This window comes from Streptomyces sp. NPDC014727, from assembly GCF_043083485.1.
Classification (GTDB): Bacteria; Actinomycetota; Actinomycetes; order Streptomycetales; family Streptomycetaceae; genus Streptomyces.
Genome location: NZ_JBIBYR010000011.1, coordinates 911 through 22,327, shown reverse-complemented (window position 1 = coordinate 22,327; position 21,417 = coordinate 911). Strand labels below are relative to the sequence as shown.

17 protein-coding genes and 1 pseudogene are annotated in these 21,417 nt (G+C 72.2%); 4 read left to right on the top strand and 14 right to left on the bottom strand.

What is annotated here, in order from left to right:
- Positions 1-142: 142 nt before the first annotated feature.
- The 3 genes from ACF1B9_RS18735 to ACF1B9_RS18725 form a co-directional block, all read right to left on the bottom strand.
- Positions 143-2,206, bottom strand: coding sequence for a tetratricopeptide repeat protein (locus ACF1B9_RS18735; protein ID WP_391740424.1), 2,064 nt, complete (start codon positions 2,204-2,206; stop codon positions 143-145).
- A gap of 295 nt (positions 2,207-2,501) precedes the next feature.
- Positions 2,502-3,128, bottom strand: a complete 627-nt coding sequence (locus ACF1B9_RS18730) for an NUDIX domain-containing protein (protein ID WP_391740425.1) — start codon at positions 3,126-3,128, stop codon at positions 2,502-2,504.
- Between the two features lie 89 nt (positions 3,129-3,217).
- Positions 3,218-4,903 carry a CTP synthase gene (locus tag ACF1B9_RS18725; protein ID WP_351085804.1) on the bottom strand — a complete coding sequence of 562 codons (1,686 nt, stop codon included), beginning with the start codon at positions 4,901-4,903 and terminating at the stop codon, positions 3,218-3,220.
- 406 nt (positions 4,904-5,309) lie between these two features.
- Between ACF1B9_RS18725 and ACF1B9_RS18720 the strand changes: the two genes are divergently transcribed.
- Positions 5,310-7,112, top strand: a complete 1,803-nt coding sequence (locus tag ACF1B9_RS18720) for a glycoside hydrolase family 15 protein (protein ID WP_391740426.1) — start codon at positions 5,310-5,312, stop codon at positions 7,110-7,112.
- A gap of 17 nt (positions 7,113-7,129) precedes the next feature.
- On the opposite strand, the gene ACF1B9_RS18715 is transcribed toward ACF1B9_RS18720, so the two are convergent.
- The gene (locus ACF1B9_RS18715; protein ID WP_391740427.1) at positions 7,130-8,098 is read right to left on the bottom strand and encodes a sulfurtransferase; all 969 of its coding nucleotides are present in this window, start codon (positions 8,096-8,098) and stop codon (positions 7,130-7,132) included.
- Positions 8,099-8,354: 256 nt separating this feature from the next.
- On the opposite strand from ACF1B9_RS18715, the gene ACF1B9_RS18710 reads away from it, so the two are divergent.
- Positions 8,355-9,980, top strand: coding sequence for a PucR family transcriptional regulator (locus ACF1B9_RS18710; protein WP_391740428.1), 1,626 nt, complete (start codon positions 8,355-8,357; stop codon positions 9,978-9,980).
- Positions 9,981-10,022: 42 nt separating this feature from the next.
- Here the strand turns inward: ACF1B9_RS18710 and ACF1B9_RS18705 are convergent, their stop codons facing one another.
- The 6 genes from ACF1B9_RS18705 to ACF1B9_RS18680 form a co-directional block, all read right to left on the bottom strand.
- Entirely contained in the window at positions 10,023-11,120 is a 1,098-nt protein-coding gene (locus ACF1B9_RS18705) for a glycosyltransferase family 4 protein (RefSeq protein WP_391740429.1), read from the bottom strand.
- 185 nt (positions 11,121-11,305) lie between these two features.
- A complete protein-coding gene (locus ACF1B9_RS18700; protein WP_391740430.1) occupies positions 11,306-12,070 on the bottom strand; it encodes a hypothetical protein in 765 nt (254 codons plus the stop codon).
- A gap of 132 nt (positions 12,071-12,202) precedes the next feature.
- The gene (gene recN / locus ACF1B9_RS18695; protein WP_391740431.1) at positions 12,203-13,948 is read right to left on the bottom strand and encodes a DNA repair protein RecN; all 1,746 of its coding nucleotides are present in this window, start codon (positions 13,946-13,948) and stop codon (positions 12,203-12,205) included.
- Positions 13,949-14,056: 108 nt separating this feature from the next.
- A complete protein-coding gene (locus ACF1B9_RS18690; protein ID WP_351085792.1) occupies positions 14,057-14,962 on the bottom strand; it encodes an NAD kinase in 906 nt (301 codons plus the stop codon).
- Entirely contained in the window at positions 14,959-15,774 is an 816-nt protein-coding gene (locus ACF1B9_RS18685) for a TlyA family RNA methyltransferase (protein WP_351085790.1), read from the bottom strand. The genes ACF1B9_RS18690 and ACF1B9_RS18685 overlap by 4 nt, the downstream gene beginning before the upstream one ends.
- A 7-nt stretch (positions 15,775-15,781) precedes the next feature.
- Complete coding sequence (locus ACF1B9_RS18680; RefSeq protein WP_391740457.1) at positions 15,782-16,108, bottom strand: hypothetical protein; 327 nt, start codon at positions 16,106-16,108, stop codon at positions 15,782-15,784.
- 55 nt (positions 16,109-16,163) lie between these two features.
- On the opposite strand from ACF1B9_RS18680, the gene ACF1B9_RS18675 reads away from it, so the two are divergent.
- A complete protein-coding gene (locus ACF1B9_RS18675) occupies positions 16,164-16,511 on the top strand; it encodes an SCP2 sterol-binding domain-containing protein (RefSeq protein WP_351085786.1) in 348 nt (115 codons plus the stop codon).
- Between the two features lie 71 nt (positions 16,512-16,582).
- On the opposite strand, the gene ACF1B9_RS18670 is transcribed toward ACF1B9_RS18675, so the two are convergent.
- Both ACF1B9_RS18670 and ACF1B9_RS18665 read right to left on the bottom strand, forming a co-directional pair.
- Positions 16,583-17,425: an ABC transporter ATP-binding protein gene (locus tag ACF1B9_RS18670; protein ID WP_391740432.1), complete on the bottom strand. Its 843-nt coding sequence runs from the start codon at positions 17,423-17,425 to the stop codon at positions 16,583-16,585.
- Between the two features lie 182 nt (positions 17,426-17,607).
- Positions 17,608-18,636 (bottom strand): HAD hydrolase-like protein, encoded by a 1,029-nt coding sequence (locus tag ACF1B9_RS18665; RefSeq protein ID WP_391740433.1) that lies wholly within the window; start codon positions 18,634-18,636, stop codon positions 17,608-17,610.
- Between the two features lie 71 nt (positions 18,637-18,707).
- Here ACF1B9_RS18665 and ACF1B9_RS18660 point away from each other — a divergent pair, with 71 nt between their 5' ends.
- The gene (locus tag ACF1B9_RS18660) at positions 18,708-19,985 is read left to right on the top strand and encodes a DUF1015 family protein (RefSeq protein ID WP_391740434.1); all 1,278 of its coding nucleotides are present in this window, start codon (positions 18,708-18,710) and stop codon (positions 19,983-19,985) included.
- A gap of 54 nt (positions 19,986-20,039) precedes the next feature.
- Here the strand turns inward: ACF1B9_RS18660 and ACF1B9_RS18655 are convergent, their stop codons facing one another.
- Positions 20,040-20,756 (bottom strand): tetratricopeptide repeat protein, encoded by a 717-nt coding sequence (locus ACF1B9_RS18655; protein WP_391740435.1) that lies wholly within the window; start codon positions 20,754-20,756, stop codon positions 20,040-20,042.
- Positions 20,756-21,417: pseudogene (locus ACF1B9_RS18650) on the bottom strand (hypothetical protein); the annotation flags it as partial. The gene ACF1B9_RS18655 and the pseudogene ACF1B9_RS18650, both read right to left, overlap by 1 nt.

The following is a 21,417-nucleotide window of genomic DNA, read 5'->3' as shown; positions in this document are numbered from 1 at the left end:
TCGATCACGGTCCTTGACTCAGAGGGTTACCCGGACACAGCTACACATACCCGGATAGACACTGCGTAAATGGAGATACCGCGAACACACGCGGTACAGCCAGTTTAATGAAGGACTTCTCGCTGTCTAGCCTTACAAAGCATTATTTTTCAGTGATCACACTGCGGATTTCGTAGGTTGCACCCTTCTCGCCCAGCAAGCTGTCGGCCAGACCCCTGTGCAGCCGGGCCGCGGCCGGGTCGCCGAGCCGTTCGAGGGTGTCGGCCAGCCGCAGCTCCAGCGCCGCCTGCAGCCGTACGTCCCCGGCCCTCCTGGCCCACTGAACGGCCTCCTGGCAGGTGTGCAGCGATTCGTGGGGGCGGCCCGCGTACTCCTGCACCCGGGCGGCCTCGCTCAGTGCCCGCGCCTGGGCCGGGACATCGCCGAGCCTGCGGTACCCGGCGGCGGCGGCGCGCCAGTTCCGCAGCGCCTCGCCGTACCGCCCGGCATAGGTGTGGACGGCGCCGAGCCGCCCGTACAACCGCGCCTCGTCGGCCCGCTCGCCCTGGGTGAGCCGCTGCGCCAGCGCCCGGCCGTACCAGTCGGAGGCCCGCTGGAAGTCCCCCAGCTCGGCGTAGGCGCCGCCTACGGATTCCATCGCGCGGCCGGTGGCGTACGGGTCCTTCGCGGCCCGTCCGGCGTCCAGCGCGGCGCGGTAGCGGGCCAGCGCCTCCCGCGTACGGCCGGTCCTGGCATCGAGGTCGGCGAGGTTGAGCAGTGCGGCGGCCCGCTCGCGCGGCAGATCGCGCCGTTCGGCGACGGCCAGGACCAGACCGTGCAGTCCGTACAGCTCGGGCGCGGCGGCCTCGGTGCCCTGATGCACGGCCAGCGCCCGCACCAGAGCTGCCACCAACCTCCTTGCCAGAGTGTCGAGTTCACCGTCCTCGACGGCGATCCTGGCCGAGGCCAGCAGCGCGGGCCGGCGCATCCGCAGCCATTCGGCGGCCGCGTCGGGGCCGGGGAAGCGCAGCGAGCGCGGCAGCCCGGCGAGCTTGCGGCGGGCCGGGGAACCCTCGGGGTCGGTGACCGCCCGGCAGGACTGCAACAGCCGTACGGTCCGCTCCAGCATCCGGGCCCTGGCCAGCTGGATCTCCGTCGGCCGGTCCCTGGCCTCCAGGAGCGCCCGCAGCAACGGGGCGAGGCAGCCGGGCACCTCGTACTGCGGCTCGTCCGCCCCGTCGGTGCGCAGCAGTCCCAGGGCCACGAAGTCGTCGAGGGTCGTCCGGGCGGCCGAGACGGAGCAGCCGGCCAGCGCGGAGGCGGTGTGCGCGTCGGCGAGCCCGGCGGGAGCGAGGGCGAGCAGGCGCAGTATCCGGGCGGCGGTCGCCGGCAGGGAGTCGTGGACCAGCCGGAAGGCGCGGGCCAGCGGGCGGGCACCGTTGGACTGCTCCGGCTCGTCCGGCAGTTCCCGCAGCTGTTTGGTGACATCGGCGACCGAGGCCATGGGACGGGCGGCGAGCCAGCCTCCGACCATCACCAGGGCCGCCGGCAGTCCACCGCACTCCTCGGCCAGGGTCTCGGCGGTCCGCGGGTCGACGGTGATCCTGACCTGGCCGATGAGCCGGGCGAGCAGCCGGACCGCGGAGCCCGCGTCCAGACCGCCGAGGGTGCAGGGGCGGACGCCCGGGATGCCGGTCAGCGGGCCCTCGGAGGTGGCGACGACCAGACAGTCGGGGTCGTCCGGCAGCAGCGGGTCGACCTGTTCCGCGTCCACGGCGTCATCGAGGAGCAGCAGGGTGCGGCGCCCGGTGAGCGCCTCGCGGAGCAACTCGGAGAGTTCGTCCCCGTCCGCGCCGGGCGGCCCCGTCACACCCAGCTGGTCGAGCAGCTCCCGCGCGGTGCGCTCGGTGGGAACCGGCGCGCCGCCGGGATCGGTGAGCCGGGCCCTGAGCAGTCCGTCCGCGTAACCGTCGGTGGAGAGCAGCCGGCGGGTGAGTTCACCGGCGAGCGCGGTGCGTCCGGAACCGGGACGGCCGGCGATCAGCAGGACCCGTGCGCGGGCGGCCTTGCGGCCGGCCAGGGTGTCCAGTCCGGCCCGCTCGATGTCGGCCCGTAGCGCCTTCAACTCGCGTTCGCGGCCGAAGAATCGGGGTGGGGCGGCGCCGGACGGCTCCTCGGTTCCCGCTGCCTCAACCGGGCCGCTGGTGTCCACCGCCTGATCCGTCACGGGCCACGCTCCACTTCGCTGCACGCATTGCCCGCCGGGACTCCGGTCAGGGCATTCCGAGCGTAGTTCAGGCGTATGGACGAATTCCGTGGAGCATGGCGCAGAGGTCCCTCGATCGGATCAGCGTCTTTTCCGATCGGAAGATGTCGGTGATGTCGGCGAACCGTTCAGCGGTCCGCCGAGCCGCCCGGTCAGACTGCCGATCGGACCACCGGACCCCGGACGACGCCCCGCCCGGTCCCCGGACGATCCCTGCTCGTCGAACGGCCGGACCCCGAGCGGTCCTTGCTGATCGTCAGGCCTCGAACGGGCGGGCGGGCCAGGGCGCCTCGGCCGGACGCAGGGAATCGATCCCGTCACCGGCGCGCACCGCCGCGAGCGAGAGGACACCCACCACGAGGCAGTTGTTGTGCAGATCCCCGGCGAGCACCCCGCGCACCAGCTCCTGGAGCGGCACCCGGGCCAGCTCCATGTCGGCCTCCTCCTCGGAGACCTCGTAGCGCTCCCCGTCGGCCTCGGAGAGATTCCGGGCCAGGAAGATCCGTACGGCTTCGTCGCAGCCGCCCGGCGTGGTGTAGACGTCCGCCAGCACCCGCCAGTCCTCGGCCTTGGCGTACGCCTCCTCGTAGAGCTCGCGCTGTGCCGCGTGCAGCGGGTTCTCACCGGGGATGTCGAGCAGTCCGGCCGGGATCTCCCAGAGCTTGTGGCGCACCGGGTGGCGGTACTGCCGCAGCACGAGGACCCGGTCCTCCTCGTCGATCGCGAGCACGGCGACCGAACCCGGGTGGACCTGGTAGTCGCGGCGTACGACCGTGCCGTCGGGCATCACCACTTCATCGGTGCGGACGCTGGTCTTGTTGCCGGTGAAGGGCGTCTTGGTCGCGGTGACCTGCCACTCCTCGGGCGTGTCCTGGAAACCCATCTACGTCCTCCCACGAAGAACAGAAACCGGGGCACGCATCCACAGTGGATCCGTACCCCGGTCAACGTTAATGCCTGCCTGCCGCCGGACTACTTGCCCGATGCGGCGGTCTGCTTGCCACCGGCCCCGGCACCCGTCCTGCGCTCGACGGCGGCCTTCACCAGGCCCGCGAAGAGCGGGTGGGGGCGGGTCGGGCGGGAGCGGAGCTCCGGGTGTGCCTGGGTGGCGACCAGGTAGGGGTGGATCTCGCGCGGGTACTCGACGTACTCGACGAGCTTGTTGTCCGGGGAGGTGCCGGAGAAGACCAGACCAGCCTTCTTCTCCAGCTCGGCGCGGTAGGCGTTGTTGACCTCGTAGCGGTGGCGGTGACGCTCCTCCACGTACGGCTGGTCGTCGTACGCCTCGCGGACCAGCGAGCCCTCGGCGAGCTTCGCCGGGTACAGGCCGAGCCGCATGGTGCCGCCCAGGTCGCCCGCGCCCTCGACGTACGCGAGCTGCTCCTCCATCGTCGAGATGACGGGGTGCGCGGTGGCGGCGTCGAACTCGGTGGAGTTGGCGTCGGGGATCTCGGCAAGGTTGCGCGCGGCCTCGATCACGATGCACTGGAGGCCGAGGCAGAGGCCGAGCAGCGGCACCTTGTTCTCACGGGCGTACTGGATGGCGCCGATCTTGCCGTTGACACCGCGGTCGCCGAAGCCGCCCGGGACGCAGATCGCGTCCACGTCGGAGAGCTGCCTGGCGGCGCCGGCCGGGGTCTTGCAGTCATCGGAGGCGACCCACTTGACCTTGACGCGGGCCTTGTTCGCGAAGCCGCCGGCCCGGATGGCCTCGGTGACCGAGAGATAGGCGTCGGGCAGGTCGATGTACTTGCCGACGAGCGCGACGGTGACCTCGTGGTCGGGGTTGTGGACGCGGTCCAGCAGGTCGTCCCAGGTGGTCCAGTCGACGTCACGGAACGGCAGGTCGAGCTTGCGCACGACATAGGCGTCCAGGCCCTCGGTGTGCAGCACCTTGGGGATGTCGTAGATCGACTTGGCGTCCACGCAGGCCACCACGGCGGCCTCGTCGACGTCGCACATCAGCGAGATCTTGCGCTTGATGGCGGTCGGCACGTCACGGTCGGCGCGGAGCACGATGGCATCGGGCTGGATGCCGATGTTGCGCAGCGCGGCGACGGAGTGCTGGGTCGGCTTGGTCTTGAGCTCGCCGGACGGGCCGATGTAGGGCAGCAGCGAGATGTGCACGACGAAGACGTTGTCCCGGCCGACCTCGTGGCGGACCTGGCGCACGGTCTCCAGGAACGGCAGCGACTCGATGTCACCGACCGTGCCGCCGACCTCGGTGATGACGACATCGACGTCATCGGTGGCCATGCGGCGGATGCGGTGCTTGATCTCGTTGGTGATGTGCGGGATGACCTGCACGGTGTCACCGAGGTACTCGCCGCGCCGCTCCTTGGCGATCACCTGGGAGTAGACCTGCCCGGTGGTGACGTTGGCGGAGCCGTCGAGGTCGACGTCGAGGAAGCGCTCGTAGTGGCCGATGTCCAGGTCGGTCTCGGCGCCGTCGTTGGTGACGAACACCTCCCCGTGCTGGAACGGGTTCATCGTGCCCGGGTCGACGTTCAGGTACGGGTCGAGCTTCTGCATGGTGACCCGGAGTCCGCGCGCCTTGAGCAGGGCGCCGAGGCTGGAGGCAGTCAGACCCTTGCCGAGGGAAGAGGCGACACCCCCGGTGACGAAGATGTGCTTGGTCGTCGTGGATGTGGGCTGCATAGCCAAAGGGGGCTCCCGTGGTCGCGATCGTGAGGTGCGTACCGGCGTTGCCGTCCGGTCGTTCCGGAGGTGCCGTCGCTGCGGTTCGGGGGCCTCGTCCGCTGTTGCGGACGACCACCGGTCCACGGGCTACCAGGGTATCAGCGACCCGGGGAGGCTGCTTCCGGCCACACCCCGCACACTCACTACACAAGATCATCTCGAGCCCCTCACACCGCACCCGTTCGGCGCAGACCTGTTGATGAGACGGTCGCGCAGATCACCTGGGTGCGTCGTATCCTGCTCGGACACTCGCTCCGGGCGAGGTTCCGAGCACGCAGGTTCCCCCACAACAACCCCTTGCGACGACCTCTTGACCCGCAGTAATGCCCTACGGGGTGACAAGGCCGTTCGACTGGAGATGCACGTGGCCGGGCGCATCGAGGATTACGCACTCATCGGAGACATGCAGACCGCCGCCCTGGTCTGCCGGGACGGCACAGTCGACTGGCTGTGCCTCCCACGCTTCGATTCGCATGCCGTTTTTGCGGGACTTCTGGGTACTGAGGAGCACGGCTTCTGGCGCCTGGGACCGGCGCGGGAGGAGGGGGCCGAGCCGCCCTCCGCCGACCGCCGCCGCTACCGCGGCGATTCCCTGATCCTGGAATCGGAATGGGACACCCCGCGCGGAACGGTCAGAGTGACCGATTTCATGCCGCCGCGTGACGGTGCCCCGCAGGTGATCCGGATCGTGGAGGGAATCAGCGGCCGGGTACCCATGCGCTCGGAGCTGCGCATGCGGTTCAGCTACGGCCGGGTCACCCCGTGGGTGCACAAGGTCGACGGCCGTACGGTCGCCGTCGCCGGCCCGGACTCCGTCTGGCTGGACACTCCCGCCGACACCTTCGGCGAGAACCTGACGACGTACTCCGACTTCACGGTCGCGCCGGGTGACCGGATCGCGTTCACGATCAGCTGGCAGCCCTCGCACCACGAGCCGCCGGGCCTGCCGGACCCGGAGGGTTCACTGGACGCGACCGCGGACTTCTGGCGTGAATGGGTCGAACAGTGCACATACCACGGGCCCTACCGCGAGGCCGTGGTCCGCTCCCTGATCACCCTCAAGGCCCTGACGTACGCGCCGACCGGCGGCATCGTCGCCGCGCCGACCACGTCCCTGCCCGAGGACATCGGCGGCTCCCGGAACTGGGACTACCGCTACACCTGGCTGCGTGACGCCGCGATCACCCTCTCGTCCCTGCTGCGCACCGGATACCGCGAGGAGGCCCGCGCCTGGCGCGAGTGGCTGCTGCGGGCGGTCGCCGGGGACCCGGAGAACCTGCAGATCATGTACGGCATCGCGGGCGAGCGCGAGCTGGGCGAGGCCGAGCTGGACTGGCTGCCCGGTTACGAGAACTCCGGCCCGGTCCGGGTCGGCAACGGCGCCGCGGGCCAGCTCCAGCTGGACGTGTACGGCGAGGTCACCGAGGCGCTGCACCTCGCCCACATGACGGGCCTGACCCGCAACGACTACGCCACGGGCCTCCAGCTCAAGCTGATCGAGTACCTGGAGAAGCACTGGGACGAGCCGGACGAGGGCATCTGGGAGGTGCGCGGCCCGCGCCGCCACTTCGTCCACTCCAAGGTGATGGCCTGGGTCGCCGTCGACCGCACCATCAAGCTGATCGAGTCCGGTGACGCGGAGGGGCCGGTGGAGCGGCTGCGCGGACTGCGTGACGAGATCCACCGAGACGTCTGCGACCGGGGCTACGACAAGGAGCGCAACACCTTCACCCAGTCCTACGGATCGAAGGAGCTGGACGCCTCCCTCCTGCTGATCCCTCAGATGGGATTCCTGCCGCCCGACGACAAGCGCGTGATCGGCACGATCGAGGCGATCCAGCGCGAGCTGTCCACCGAGGACGGCTTCGTGCTGCGCTACCCCACCAAGGGCGAGCACGCCGGCGTCGACGGTCTGGAGGGCGACGAGGGCGCGTTCCTGGCCTGCTCGTTCTGGCTGGCCGACGACCTGGCGATGATCGGCCGGGTCGACGAGGCACGCCGGCTCTTCGAGCGGCTGCTGTCCCTGCGCAACGATCTGGGCCTGCTCGCGGAGGAGTGGGATTCCCGTCTGCAGCGCCAGGTGGGGAACTTCCCCCAGGCGTTCAGCCACGTGCCGCTGATCGACACGGCACTGCGCCTGACGGCGAGCGGGGCGTACGTCGGCTGACCTCGGGAAGGGGGCGGTCATCGCGCGAGCGGTGTCCGCCCCCTTCCGTTCGCCCGGACGCCGATCCGCTCCGGTTCCGGGTTCTCACAGGAGTGCGGCGAGCCGTGCCGGCGCGGCTGCCCCACGCTCTGCGTTCCGGTCACGACGGGCAGCTCCGAGGGCAGCCCCCATTCGCTCCAGGACCCGTCGTACACGGCCGGCTCGCGGTACCCGGCCAGCTCGGCCCCGAGCGCCAGCACGCAGGCGGTGACGCCCGATCCGCAGCTGAAGAACAGCCGTTGCCGGTCTCCGGCGAGGGCGGCGAACACGGCGCGCAGCTCATCCGCCGGGCGCATCCGGCCGTCGCGTTGGAGCACGCCGAAGGGCAGATTGACCGCCCCCGGCATATGGCCGGCGCGCAGTCCCGGTCGTGGCTCGGCGACCACGCCGGAGTACCGCTCCCCGGAGCGGGCGTCGAAGACCGCCGCCGCGGGGTCGGCCAGGGCCGCCACCACCTCGTCGCTGCCCACGATCCGTCCCGCGCGCGGCCGGGCCGTGAAGTCGCCGCGCTCCGCGGGCGCGGGCCGGGCGGTCTCCAGCGGCAGCCCGGCGTCCGTCCAGGCGGGCAGGCCACCGTCGAGCACCGCGGCCCGGTCGAAGCCCATCGCGCGCAGCATCCACCAGGCGCGCGGGCTGGAGTAGATGCCCGCGCCGTCGTAGACGACGACGGTGTCGGTGTCGTGGACGCCGAGGGAGCGCAGTTCCTCGGTGAACCGGCAGGCATCGGGCATCGTGTGCGGCAGTGGTCCCGAGTGGTCGGACAGCGCCCCGTCGATGTCGAAGGGCCGCGCGTCCGGGATCCGCCGCCCGGAGCCCCGGTGCGCGCCCACGGAGGCGTCCAGGACCACCAGTCCGGGCTCGCCCAGCCGCGACGCGAGCCAGTCGACCCCGACCAGGGGGCCGGGAAGGTCCTCCCGGCTTGCGTACGCCGATACGTCGTCGCCCACGTCTGCTCCAGGTCCGGGTAGGAGAGCCGCACGGTCCGAACCGCGCGGCGGTCACAAGATCGCAGCGGCCTCGACCCGTGTCAACCGTGGTTCCATGTCCCCGGGCAGGTCGAAAGCGGCAGATCAGAGCGGCCGCTCCCGGTCGGCGGAGCCCCTCGGCACCTCCCCGACCGCGCCTCCCGCGCCCGGGGCCGGTACCTTCCTGAATCAGGGCGACCGCCCGTTTGAACCGAATGGAAACGCGAGGCCGGAGCCAGTGGAGACGCAAGGCGGAATCACCGTGCAGCGGGCCCTTGAGCTGCCGGGGCTGCGCAGCGGGCTCCCGGAGGTGGTGGCCGGTGCGGACCGGCTGAACCGTACGGTGCGCTGGGTGCACGCGGGCGAGGTCCCCAACATCGCTTCGCTGCTCAAGGGCGGTGAGCTGCTGCTCACCACCGGACTGGGGCTCGGCACCCGTCCCGCCGAGCAGCGCGCCTTCGTCCGCAGGCTCGCCGACCGCGGGATCGCCGCCCTGGTGGTGGAACTCGGTCCGCGCTTCAGCAGGCTGCCCGCATCGATCGTGGACGCCGCCCGCGCGGCCGGTCTGCCGCTGGTGCAGCTGCACCGCGAGGTGCCGTTCGTGACGGTGACCGAGGAGATACACACGGAGATCGTCAACGGTCACTACGCCCTGCTGCGGCAGGCCGAGGATGTGCACCGCAGGTGCACGGAGGCGCTCCTCGGCGGTGGCGGGGTGCCCCAGGTGCTGGGCATCCTGGCGGACTTCGCGGCCAACCCGGTCTTCCTGGAGACGGCGGACGGCCAGCTGCTGTACGCGGCCGGTCCCGCGTCCGGCCCGGTGTCCGCCGATCCGCTCCAGGTGTGGGACGGAATGCGCGGTGGCCGGGCGGCCCGCGAGGCGCCGCCCACGGGTTCGGTGCTGGTGGACGTGCCGGGCGGCGGGCCGGGAACCGGTTCGGTACGGGCCAGGCTGGTGCTGCTGGCCGTGTCCGCACCGCTGGTGACGGTGCACCGGATGGCGGCGGAACGGGCGGCGGGGATCCTCGCCGTCGTGCTGATGCAGGCCCGTCAGGAGGAGGAGCTCGCGGCGCGCGGCCGGGGCGACTTCCTGTCGGATCTCGCGGAGGGCCGGATCACTCCGGAGGACGCCCCGGCGCAGGCCCGCGTGCTGGGCTTCAAACCGGGCGGGACACCGCTGCTGCCGGTGGTGATGCGGCTGGCCCCCGAACTGTCCGTGTCGGGGAACTGGGCGCTGCTGGCACGGGCCGTGCTGGAGGAGCTCTCGTCGGTGGGCGTGCCGGTGCTGCTCGGCGTGCGGCCCGTGGAGGGCCGGGTTCCGGTGTTGCTGGGGCTGCGGTCCGAGACGGAGCGCACGGCGGTCGCGGACCGGGTCGCGGCGGCGTTGCGGGCCGGTGTGGAACGCGCCGGTCTGGAGCGGGCCGGATCGCATCCGCCGGTCGTGGTGGTGGGCGTGGCCGGCGGCTGGGCCGCGGCCGGTGCCGGACTGCGGCACGCCGCGGAGACGGCGACGGCCGCGCAGGGGCTCAGCGACCGGCCCTGGTACGACGCCCGGCGCTTGGACATCGATCTGCTGCTGTGGCGGCTGCGGGACCATCCGGATCTGGCCGCGTTCGTGGACCGGGCGATCGGTCCGCTGCGCGACCACGACCGCAGCTCGCGCCCTCCGCTGCTGCCGACGCTGGAGACGTACCTCGCCCACGCGGGCCGCAAGGCGGAGACGGCACGCGAGCTCCATCTGAACCGGCAGACGTTGTACAACCGGCTGGCCCGCATCGGTGAGCTGCTGGGCACCGACCTCGACGACCCCCAGGCGGTCCTGGCCCTGAGCCTGGCGCTCCGGGCTCGGCGCCACACCTCGTAGCCCCATGGTCCGAAACCTGGCGGAGCACGGCGGGCGGAGCGTTCACCGCGTCCGGGCGACCGCCAACGGCTGCGTCAACTCGTCATAGACGGCGAGGACTTGCACGATCGTGTCGTCCGCCGTCGGCCAGTCGGCGGACTGCGCGCGCCCCGCGGCCACCAACTGCTCACACCGCGCCGGATCACCGAGCAGCCTGACGACCGCCCGCCCGAGCGCCTCGCCGTTGCCGCACGGCACGAGCTCCGCCCCGTCCCCGACGAGTTCGGGCACCCCTCCGACCGCGGTGGCGACCAGCGGAACGCCGAGTCGCAGCGCCTCCTGAGCCAGTACCGAGCGCGCCTCCCACCGGCTGGACAGCACGGCCAGATCCGCGACGGCGAGCAGTTCGGCGACGTCGTCGCGGCTGCCGATGAGCCTGACGGGCAGTTCCTCGTCCCTGATCCGGCGCTGCAGGGCCGCCCGTTCCCGCCCCTCCCCCGCGATGACCAGCAGCGGCACGGGGTCGAGCCCGCGCCACATCCGTGCGGCGTCGAGCAGCGTGTCGTACCCGTGGTGCGGTACGAGGCTGCCGTACGACACGATCAACGGCCGTTCCATCACCCCGAGTTCGGCCCGCGCCTTGCCCTCGTCGACGACGGCCGGCTGCTGCGGCACGGGGGCCGAGACCGGCGAGAGCCGGGCATCGCGCGCGCCTCGGCGCCGCGCCCGGTCGACCAGGTCCGATGTCGTGCCGAGCACAACTGCCGCCGCACGGGCGGCCCTTCGCTCCATCAGATGCAGCAGTCGGCTGCGGGCGCCCTCGGCGTGGGCGCGGGCGTGCCAGGTGACGACCAGCGGGACGCGTCGGCCGCCGAGCGCGAGCGCGGCCCGTACGGCGGCGTGCAGACCGTGCGCGTGGACCACGTCCGCGGTCAGGCATGCGGTACGCAGCGCGGCGACGGCGGTGGGGTCACTGCGTCGCGGTACGGGGGCGAAATCGACTCCCTTGCCGGAGAAGTCGTAGGCGTGGTCCAGTTCGGCCGGGGCGCAGACGGTGACGTGCACGCCTCTCGCCACCAGCCCCGCGGCGAGCGAGCTGACGTGGGCACTGCTGCCCGCGCTGCCGCCGCCCAGGACTTGGACCGTACGCAGCTGTGACACGTTGAATGGCTCCCGGGGCTCCCGAGTCGGCGGTGATGGCACGTCAAGGATGCCAGTCCGTACGCACGTTCCGGCACAATCGGGCCACTGTCCCGCTGCATACGACAGCAACCGGCCACGATCTATCACTCGTACAAGTGAGAAGCTGACGCGATGTTGACGCACCCGTGTCCCGGCCTCCGCCGTCAGCGGTCCCACAGCCCCCGGACGAGTCGGCTGACCCGGTCCCCGTGGACCGTCGCCACGACGAGCCCCACGGTGTGAGCGACGAGACCGGCCCGGCCGCGGCCCGCGACGACGGCGACGCCGAGCGCGGCGCCCAGGGCGTGGGCCCCGGTGTCCCCGATCATGGTGCGCTCCCCCAGGTCGTCGGCGACGAGGGCTGCCGCGGCGCCCATCGGCGCGGCAGCGAGCGCGCTCCTCGGCAGGCCCGGGGCCCCGAGAGCGAGCACGGTGGCGGCAGCGGCGGCGGGCCGTACGTCCGTCAGATTGACGAGGTGCGCGGTTGCGGCGATCACGACGCCGGCGAGGATCCGATCGACGGGACGCTCCTTGAGCAGCGTCCCGGCCGTGAGCCCTGCGGTCCCGATGCCGAGAAGTTTCACCGCGCCGCTGGTCACCTCGCCGCCCCGCAGCGCGCCCAGGTGGGCCCGGAAACCGCGACGCGGATCGTCGGCGCCGACGAGGTCGTCGTAGGCACCGCAGCCGCCGGCCGCGAGCACGGCGAGCGCTGCGGCGTACTTGGTGCGAGCAGGCAGCGCAAGGACGGCGGTTCCGGCCACGGTTCCGAGGGCGACGGCCGGACCCGCGTACAGATCGACGGTCCGGCCCGCGTAGTTGGTGCGCTGCCAGCGCCTGCGCGGCCGGGCCCGCAGCACCCGGTACACAACCCCCGCGACGGCGGCGGCGACCGAACCCGACACCACGGCCCTGTTGCACGCTGTTCCCATACGAGCAGGCTACGCAGCGGTCCGCCGGGGCCGTCCGGCGGCCGTCCGGTGAGCGAACGGCCGGGCGCCCCTGGAGGGCGAGGTCGCCCGGCGACCGGCCGTGAACGCGCGCCCGACGGCCGCGAGCCCCGGCTACCCGTCCGCCCGCGCCGCCGCGAGCAGCTCCTCCGCATGAGCCCGCGCCGTCTGCGAGTCCTCCTGCCCCGCGAGCATCCGGGACAGCTCCCGCACCCGGTCCTCGCCCTCCAGGACCGTGACCCCGCTGCTGGTCACCGACCCGTCGACGGTCTTCTCGACCAGCAGTTGCCGGTCGGCGAAGGCCGCCACCTGCGGCAGGTGTGTGACGACGACGACCTGGGCGGACCTGGCGAGCTTCGCGAGCCGCCGCCCGACCTCCACGGCGGCCTTGCCGCCGACGCCCGCGTCCACCTCGTCGAAGAGGTACGTGGGGACGGGGTCGGAGCCGGCGAAGACCACCTCGACGGCGAGCATCACCCGGGACAGCTCGCCGCCCGACGCGCCCTTGGCGATCGGCCGCGGCTGGGCTCCCGGGTGCGGGGCCAGCAGGAGCTCGACCTCGTCGGCGCCGGAGGGACCGTAGACCACGCTCCGCCCGCCGACCTCGATGCCGGAGGTCTCGTCGGCCGCCTCGGTCTGCCGGATGTCGAAGGAGACCCGGGCGTGCGGCATCGCGAGGGAGGCCAGTTCCGCCGTGACGGCCTCGGCGAAGCGCCCCGCCGCCCCGGTACGCGCATCGGTCAACGCCTGTCCGAGGCCCGAGAGTTCGGCCCGCAGCGCGTCGCGCTCCGCCGTCAGTTCGCCGATGCGGTCGTCGTCGCCCTCCAGCTCGGTGAGCCGGGCGGCCCCCTCCTGGGCCCAGGCGAGCACGGCGGTGATGTCCTCGCCATACTTGCGGGTGAGCCCCGTGAGCGCTGCGCGCCGCTCCTCCACCGCGGCGAGCCGCAGCGGATCGGCGTCCAGCTGGTCGGCGTACCCGGCCAGTTCACCCGCCACGTCGGCGAGCAGGATCGAGATCTCGCCGATCCGGTCGGCGAGCGCGGCCAGCGCCGGATCGTGGGACCGCACGGCGTCCAGGGACCGTCCGGCGGCCGCGACCACGGTCGTCGCGTCGACGCCCTCCGGGTCCTCCGGGTTGCCCGCGAGCGCGGTGTGCGCAAGGGCCGCCGCGGAGGCGAGGGCTTCGGCGTGACCGAGCCGTTCGGCCTCGGCGGCCAGGTCGCCGTCCTCGCCCGCCAACGGTTCGACCCCGGCGATCTCGCCCAGCCCGAAACGCAGCAGATCCGCTTCCTGGGCACGTTCGCGGGCGCGCGTCGTCAGCTCGTCGAGCTCCGTGACAACGGCCCGCAGCCGCTGGTACGCCGCCGCGTACTCGGCGTGCGGCACGGCGACGCCGTCGCCCGCGTACCGGTCCAGGGCCTGTCGCTGCCGGGCGGGCTTGAGCAGCCCCTGCTGGTCGGTCTGGCCATGCACGGCGACGAGCTCGTCGGCCAGTTCCGCGAGCACCCCCACCGGCACCGATCTCCCGCCGAGATGCGCCCGGGAACGCCCCTCCGCGGAGACGGTACGGCTGATCAACAGCGCACCGTCGTCGAATTCGGCCCCGGCCTCCTCGGCCCGCAGGGCCACCGCCTCGCCCTCGGACACCGTGATCCGTCCCTCGACGACGGCGGCCTTGGCCCCGATCCGTACGAGGGTGGGGTCGGCACGCCCGCCGAGCAGCAGCCCCAGGCTGGTGACGACCATGGTCTTGCCCGCGCCGGTCTCACCCGTCACCGCGGTGAAACCGGGTGACAGCTCGACCACCGCGTCGTCGATGACTCCGAGCGACCGTATCCGCATCTCCTCCAACACGGACATGACCTTACGAGGTCCAAGCCCCGATGTGCGACGGACCCCGCCCCCCGGGGTTCACTCTCCCGTGTGCTCCTGGAGCATTCGCACCGTCTCCGCAGGCATGTCCGCCGGTCAGTGCGGCGCGCCCCGCCACCCCGAGACGGGCAGCGCGAACTTCGCCACCAGCCGGTCCGTGAAGGAGGCGTGGTGCAGCCGAGCCAGCCGTACGGGCACCGCACCGCGGCGCACCTCGACCCGCGCCCCCGAGGGCAGCTCCACGGTCCTGCGCCCGTCGCACCACAGCACCCCGTGCGGGGTGTGCTGCTGTACCTCGACGGCCAGCACCGAGTCCGGCGAGGTCACCAGCGGCTTGGCGAACAGCGCGTGGGCGCTGATCGGCACCATCAGCAGCGCCTCGACCTCGGGCCAGACGACGGGACCGCCCGCCGAGAAGGCGTACGCGGTCGATCCGGTCGGGGTCGCGCAGACGATCCCGTCGCAGCCGAACCCGGTCACCGGCCGGCCGTCGATCTCCAGGACGACCTCCAGCATCCGCTCGGGCGACACCTTCTGCACGGCCGCTTCGTTGAGCGCCCAGTCGGTGTGGACGACGTCGCCGTTGCTGTGCACGACGACATCGAGCGTCATGCGTTCCTCGACCTGGTACGCCCGGGTGACGACCCGGTCGACCACCTTGTCCAGGTCGTCCCGCTCGGCCTCGGCGAGGAAGCCGACCCGGCCGAGGTTGACGCCGAGCATCGGCACCCCGGAGGCGCGGGAGAACTCGGCGCCGCGCAGCAGCGTCCCGTCCCCGCCGAGCACGATCAGCAGCTCACAGCCGTCCACAGCCCCGGGTGTGGTGTCCGTGACGGTCTCGACGGACGCCGGCAGCGGCAGATCGGCCGCCTCGGTGGCCAGCACCCGCACCCCGAGGCCGCTGCGCAGCAGTCCCTGTACGACAAGTTCGGCGCTGCGGATCGCGGCCGGGCGGCCGGTGTGCGCCAGAAGAAAGACAGTTCGTGCCGCATTCGTCGTCAACGAGGCCCCTCCGCCACTGCACGGTCGACATCCGCCGGGTCCAGCTCGGGCGCTCCGGCCCGCAGCCAGAGAAAGTACTCGACATTTCCTGCGGGCCCCGGCAGCGGGCTCGCCGTCACCCCCCGCACTCCGAGGCCCAGCGCCCAGGCCCGGCGCGCCACCTCCCGTACCGCTTCGGCCCGCAGTTCGGGGCTGCGCACCACACCGCCGCTGCCGAGCCGCTCCTTGCCGACCTCGAACTGGGGCTTGACCATGAGGACCAGATCGGCGTCGGGGGCCGCGCAGCGCGCCAGGGCGGGCAGGACCAGCCCCAGCGGGATGAACGACAGATCACCGACCACCAGATCCACCGGCCGGCCGTCGATCGTCTCCAGGGTCAGCTCACGCACGTTGGTACGGTCCTTGACGGTGACGCGCTCATCCGACTGCAGCGACCAGGCGAGCTGTCCGTAGCCGACATCGACGGCGACGACATGACCGGCGCCGGCCCGCAGCAGCACGTCGGTGAAGCCGCCGGTCGACGCCCCGGCGTCCAGCGCCCGCCGCCCCTCGATCTTCAGCCCGAGGGGTACGAAGGCGGCGAGAGCCCCGGCGAGCTTGTGTCCACCGCGCGAGACGTACTCGGGGTCGCTGTCGTCCTTGGTCACGACGATGGCGGCGCGGGTCTCGACCTGAGTGGCGGCCTTGGTCGCGGTGTTGCCACCGACGGTCACCCGTCCCGCGGCGATCAGCTGGCTCGCGTGCTCGCGCGAGCGGGCGAGCTCACGGCGTACCAGCTCGGCGTCGAGGCGGTGACGTGTCACTCCTGCCACGTTCGGTTCAGCTCCTGTGGTTGTACGAGGGCATCGGTGCGGGTGCGGGTCCTGCGTCCAGCGCGGTCAGCGCGTCGCGCAGCCCACGGTGTACATCCTCGTACACCTCGATGTGCCCGTCCGCCGTGAGGTGGTCCGCATCGGCCAGACGCCCCAGCCGCGCGTCGACCTCGGCGTTGCCGGTAGGGGTGCGTTCGATACCGAGGGGAGTGGGCGCGGCGGGCTCGGACACGGTTGCGGCGGCCGGGGCCGCGTCCTCGTCGGGCGAGCCCTGCGCCGCTTGCCCGGACGTCGCTCCGGGCACTGTTCCGTATGCCGCCCCGGGCCCCGGCATCGAGTCGCTCATGCGGGAAACGCTACCGCGTGGGGCTGCGGTACCGTCGGTCACGATGGCGACCATGGCGGAGTGCCGCAGCGCACTCGACAGACTCTCCGGCAACCTCGCGGTGGCCGATGGCGACGTGCGCAGCGCGGCAGCCCTCGACCGCTCGCTGAGCTGCCACATCAAGGACCTCGACATCACCTTCACCGGGCGGCTGGCCCATGGCCGGATCCAGGTCCTGGACACGGCCGACGGTCCGCCCCGGGAGAAGGCCGAGATCCGGCTCGCGATGACCGGTGACGACCTGGTGGCCATGGTGGACGGTGAGCTGAACTTCGCCAAGGCATGGGGCACGGGCCGGGTCCGGCTGGAGGCGGGCTTCCGCGACCTGCTGAGACTCAGGACGCTGCTGTAACCACCGCGTGGGCCCCTTCCCCGGCCCGTGGCGCGACCGTGGCGGCAGCTCGTACGGTCCCCTTCGTCCCGTCAGCCCCCCGTCGAGGCCCCGGCTGATGCCTGGTCCCGTGTGCCCGCCCCGCCGCTCCGCGGCTTGCGCGCGGCCGGGACCACCAGCGGCGTGCCGGTCTCCGGGTCGTCGATGACCTGGCAGCGCAGCCCGAAGACCCGCTCCACCAGTTCCGCGGTGACGACGTCGCCCGGCGCCCCCTCGGCGATCACCTCGCCCTCCCGCATCGCGACGAGATGGGTGGCATACCGCGCGGCGTGGTTCAGATCGTGCAGGACGGCCACCAGGGTGCGCCCCTGCGCCTCGTGCAGTTCCGCGCAGAGGTCGAGGACGTCGATCTGGTGCTGGATGTCGAGGTACGTCGTCGGCTCGTCGAGCAGCAGGAGCGGCGTCTGCTGGGCGAGCGCCATGGCGATCCAGACACGCTGCCGCTGCCCGCCGGACAATTCATCGACATGGCGATCGGCGAGCGTGCCGACTCCGGTCGCCGCCATCGATTCCTCGACAATGCGTTCGTCGTCCGGCGACCATTGCCGCAGCAGCCCCTGATGCGGGTACCGGCCGCGCCCGACGAGGTCGGCGACGGTGATGCCGTCCGGCGCGACGGAGGACTGCGGCAGCAGTCCCAACGTCCTGGCGACCTTCTTCGCGGGCATTTCGTGGATCGCCTGCCCGTCCAGGAGCACCTGTCCGCTGTTCGGCTTCAGCATCCGCGAGAGCGCGCGCAACAGGGTCGACTTGCCACAGGCGTTGGGACCGACGATCACCGTGAACGAGTTGTCGGGTATCTCGACGGAGAGATTCTCCGCGATGACCCGCCGGTCGTAGCCGAGGGTCACCGAGTCCGCGGTGAGGCGCTGCATGGGTCGTACTCCCGGGGTCGGGGGTGATCGGGCGCGAGGGTCGTCCTTCACCACAGGCGGCGGGTGGGCCCGAGCCCGGCACCACCCGCCGGGCGGGTCGGCCATCCGGACGGTGGCACACCGAGCAGAACAAAGTTAGGTTAGCCTACCCTCCTTTGCTCTCGAAGCACCGGGAACCGTTCCTACAGCCCCAGCCTGGCGACCGCCTTCGCCGCGTCCAACCCGCACGAGCCGTCCCCGGCGTACGACCACGCGGCCCCGCAGAGCGCCCGCAGCCCGTCGAGCACCTCCCCGTCCCCCTCGATCACCAGGTCGTCACCGCGCACCGACGCCGTCCAGCCACCACAGCCGAACCCGTCGCCCGTCCGCGTCACCTCGGGCTGCCCGGTCAGCAACCCTCGCAGGTCCGCGTCCACGAACGTCGGCCGGTGCTGCGGCCCGGCGGCCAGCAGCCGCGCCGCGTCCGTCACCCCGGTGAGCACCAGCAGGGAGTCCACACCGCCGTTGAAGGCACCCTCGATGTCCGTGTCCAGCCGGTCCCCGACCACCAACGGACGCTCGGCCCCGGTCCGCAGCACCGTCTCCCGGTGCATCGGCGGCAACGGCTTCCCGGCGACCTGCGGCTCGGCCCCGGTCGCGATCCGTACGACCTCCACCGCCGCACCGTTCCCCGGCGCGATCCCCCGGGCACTCGGAATCGTCAGATCCGTGTTGGACGCGAACCACGGCACCCCCCGCGCGATCGCGTAGGCCGCCTCGGCGAACCGCCCCCACGCCATGTCGGGCCCGCCGTACCCCTGCGCCACCGCGGCCGGCTCGTCGTCCGCCGATTCCACCGGCACCAGCCCGCGCTCGCGCAGTGCGACGCGCAGCCCCTCGCCACCCACCACCAGAACCCGTGCACCGGCGGGCAGCTGATCGGCCATCAGCCGCGCCACCGCCTGCGCCGAGGTGATCACATCACTGGGCCCGGCCGGCACTCCGAGGTCGGTCAGGTGCTCGGCCACCGCGGCCGGGGTCCGCAGGGCGTTGTTGGTCACGTATGCCAGATGCATCCCGCCCTCCCGCGCCGCTCCCAGCGAGTCGACGGCGTGAACGATCGCATGACCGCCCGCGTACACCACCCCGTCGAGATCGAGCAGCGCCGTGTCGTACGCCTCGTTCAACGCGGTGCCGCTGCCGCTCGGCCTGGTCCTGCTCGCCTGACTCATTCTTTGCGCTCCTCATTCCATGCTTCTGTCCCGATCATCGCGCATCCCCGCCGCACACATACGATGCAGAAATGAACACATCAGGTCCGGCCGGCCAGGGACTGCGTCTGACCCCGTTCCGTGGACTGCGCTACGTCCCCGAGCGGGTCGGCAGTCTCGCCGCGGTGACCTCACCGCCGTACGACGTCGTCGTACGCCCCGACGGACTGCACCACCTGGAGTCGGCGGACCCGCACAACATCGTCCGGCTCATCCTGCCGCAGGCCGACACCGCCGCGGCCCGTCACAAGCAGGCCGCCGAGACCCTGGACCGCTGGCTGGCCGAGGGCGTTCTCGCTCCCGATGCCGAGCCCGCGCTGTACGTCTACGAGCAGCGCGACGCCGAGATCCTGCAACGCGGCATCGTCGGAGCACTGGCACTGTCCGCGCCCGCCGAAGGCATCGTCCTGCCGCACGAGGACGTGATGGCCCACGTCGTCGAGGACCGGGCCGACCTGATGCGCACCACGGCCGCCCATCTCGAACCGCTGCTGCTCACCTACCGCAGCGACGAGGACGTCTCGGGCGCGACCGCCGTCATCGAGCGGACCATCGAGCGTCCACCGCTGCTCGCCACCACCACCGAGGACGGTTACAGCCACCGGCTGTGGGCGGTCACCGATCCGTCCGAACGAGCCGAGATCGAGGCCGATCTGGCCCACCACCAAGCCCTGATCGCCGACGGCCACCACCGCTGGGCCACCTATCTCCGGCTGCAACAGGAGCACACCGCTCCCGGCCCCTGGGACTTCGGCCTGGTCCTCCTCGTCGACACGGCCCGCTACCCGCTCCGGGTCCGCGCCATCCACCGGCTGCTCCACCGCCTCCCCGTCGCCGACGCGCTCGCCGCGTTGAACGGCCTCTTCCGCGTCCGCGACATCGAGGCCCCGCTGCCCCTGGCCCTGGAAGCGCTCGCCGAGGCGGCCGTCGAAGGCAACGCGTTCCTGCTCGCCGGCGACGGCCGCTTCCACCTCGTCGACCGCCCCGACGCCGCCCTGCTGGCACGTACGATTCCAGCCGATCACCCGACCGCCTGGCAGACCCTCGACGCGACGGTCCTGCACGCTGCTCTGCTCGACCACGTCTGGCAGATCCCCGACGCCCCCGACCACATCGCATACATCCACGACACCGCGGCCGCCGTCGAACAGGCCGAGCGCCACAACGCCACGGCGGTCCTGATGCATCCGGTGCGCGAGGAAGTCGTCCGGGACCTCGCTCGACAGGGCGTCACCATGCCTCGCAAGTCGACCTCCTTCGGCCCCAAGCCCGCCACCGGCCTGGTCCTGCGAAGCCTCGCTCTCGACTGACCCCCGGAAACGGCAAAAGGGCGGCACCCTCAGGGTGCCGCCCTCTCTCATGCCTTACGCCTCGGACGTACCGTCCTGGCCCCGACCCTTGTCCTGGTCGTCGTCCGCAGCGGCGGCCGAGGGGGCGACGTCGTTCTCACCCTCGTCGTCCTCATCCAGGGCGTCGACGAACTCGACACCTTCCAGCTCGGCGAGCCGGTCCGACGCATTGGTGGCGCCGTCCTTGTCGGCCTCCAGCGCCTTCCCGAACCACTCACGTGCCTCGTCCTCGCGCCCGGCCGCCAGCAGCGCGTCCGCATACGCGTAGCGCAGTCGCGGGGTCCACGGGTGCACGGCGCTCGAAGCCAGTTCGGGGCTCTGCAGCGTGACGATGGCCGCATCGATCTGCCCCATGTCACGACGGGCCCCGGCAGCCACCAGACGCATCTCGACCTGACCGGCCTTGTCCAGCTTCTGCACCTCGGGCTCGCCGGCCATTGCCATCGCCCGCTCGGGGCGTCCGAGTCCACGCTCGCAGTCGGCCATGACGGGCCACAGCTCCACGGAACCGGTCATCCGCTTGGCAGCGCGGAACTCCGCCAGCGCCTCCGAGTACTTCTGCGTCGCGTACGCGGCGAACCCGGCCGCCTCGCGCACGGCCGCGACCCGTGAGGCCAGCCGCAGTGCGATCCGCGAGTACGCGTACGCCTGCTCGGGGTCCTCGTCGATCAGGCGGGCCACCATGACGAGGTTCCTGGCGACATCCTCGGCCAGGGTCTTCGGCAGGCTCATCAGCTCCTGCCGCACATCCTTGTCGATCTCGTCGCCGGTGACGTCCTCCGGAATCGGAAGCCGCTTGATGGGCTCACGGTCCCGGTCGTCCCGCCGCTCGTACCCACCGCGGTCGTCACGCCCGCGGTAACCGCCCCGGCCACCACGATCGTCCCGCTGGCCGCGGTAGCCCCCGCCACGGCTGTCGTCGCGCCGGTACCCGCCGCCACGGCGGTCGTCGTCACGACGCGGCCCACGGAAACCACCGCGGTCGTCGTCACGACGCGGCCCACGATCACGATCCCGGTCGTCCCGACGGAACCCGCCACCACCGGTGGGCCGGCTGTCGTCCCGACGGAACCCACCCGAACGCTCATCACGCCGGTCGTCCCGACGGAAACCACCACCGGAACCGCCACGGCTGTCCTCGTCGCGACGCGGCCCACGCGGCCGGTCGTCCCGCCGCTCGAACCCACCGCCGGACCGCCCACCACGGTCGTCATCACGACGCGGCCCACGATCACGCTCCCGGTCATCCCGACGGAAACCACCGCCGGAACCACCACGGCTGTCGTCCCGACGGAAACCACCCGAACGCTCATCACGCCGGTCGTCCCGACGGAAACCGCCACCGGAACCGCCACGGCTGTCGTCGTCGCGACGCGGCCCACGCGGCCGGTCG

Bases quoted from the DNA above. Each gene is read 5' to 3' on its own strand.
- ACF1B9_RS18730 (WP_391740425.1), bottom strand. From the start codon at position 3,128: ATGGGTTTCCAGGACACGCCCGAGGAGTGGCAGGTCACCGCGACCAAG.
- ACF1B9_RS18725 (WP_351085804.1), bottom strand. From the start codon at position 4,903: ATGCAGCCCACATCCACGACGACCAAGCACATCTTCGTCACCGGGGGT.
- ACF1B9_RS18700 (WP_391740430.1), bottom strand. From the start codon at position 12,070: ATGGGAACAGCGTGCAACAGGGCCGTGGTGTCGGGTTCGGTCGCCGCC.
- recN (WP_391740431.1), bottom strand. From the start codon at position 13,948: ATGTCCGTGTTGGAGGAGATGCGGATACGGTCGCTCGGAGTCATCGAC.
- ACF1B9_RS18680 (WP_391740457.1), bottom strand. From the start codon at position 16,108: ATGCCGGGGCCCGGGGCGGCATACGGAACAGTGCCCGGAGCGACGTCC.
- ACF1B9_RS18675 (WP_351085786.1), top strand. From the start codon at position 16,164: ATGGCGACCATGGCGGAGTGCCGCAGCGCACTCGACAGACTCTCCGGC.
- ACF1B9_RS18670 (WP_391740432.1), bottom strand. From the start codon at position 17,425: ATGCAGCGCCTCACCGCGGACTCGGTGACCCTCGGCTACGACCGGCGG.
- ACF1B9_RS18665 (WP_391740433.1), bottom strand. From the start codon at position 18,636: ATGAGTCAGGCGAGCAGGACCAGGCCGAGCGGCAGCGGCACCGCGTTG.
- ACF1B9_RS18660 (WP_391740434.1), top strand. From the start codon at position 18,708: ATGAACACATCAGGTCCGGCCGGCCAGGGACTGCGTCTGACCCCGTTC.
- ACF1B9_RS18655 (WP_391740435.1), bottom strand. From the start codon at position 20,756: ATGAGCCTGCCGAAGACCCTGGCCGAGGATGTCGCCAGGAACCTCGTC.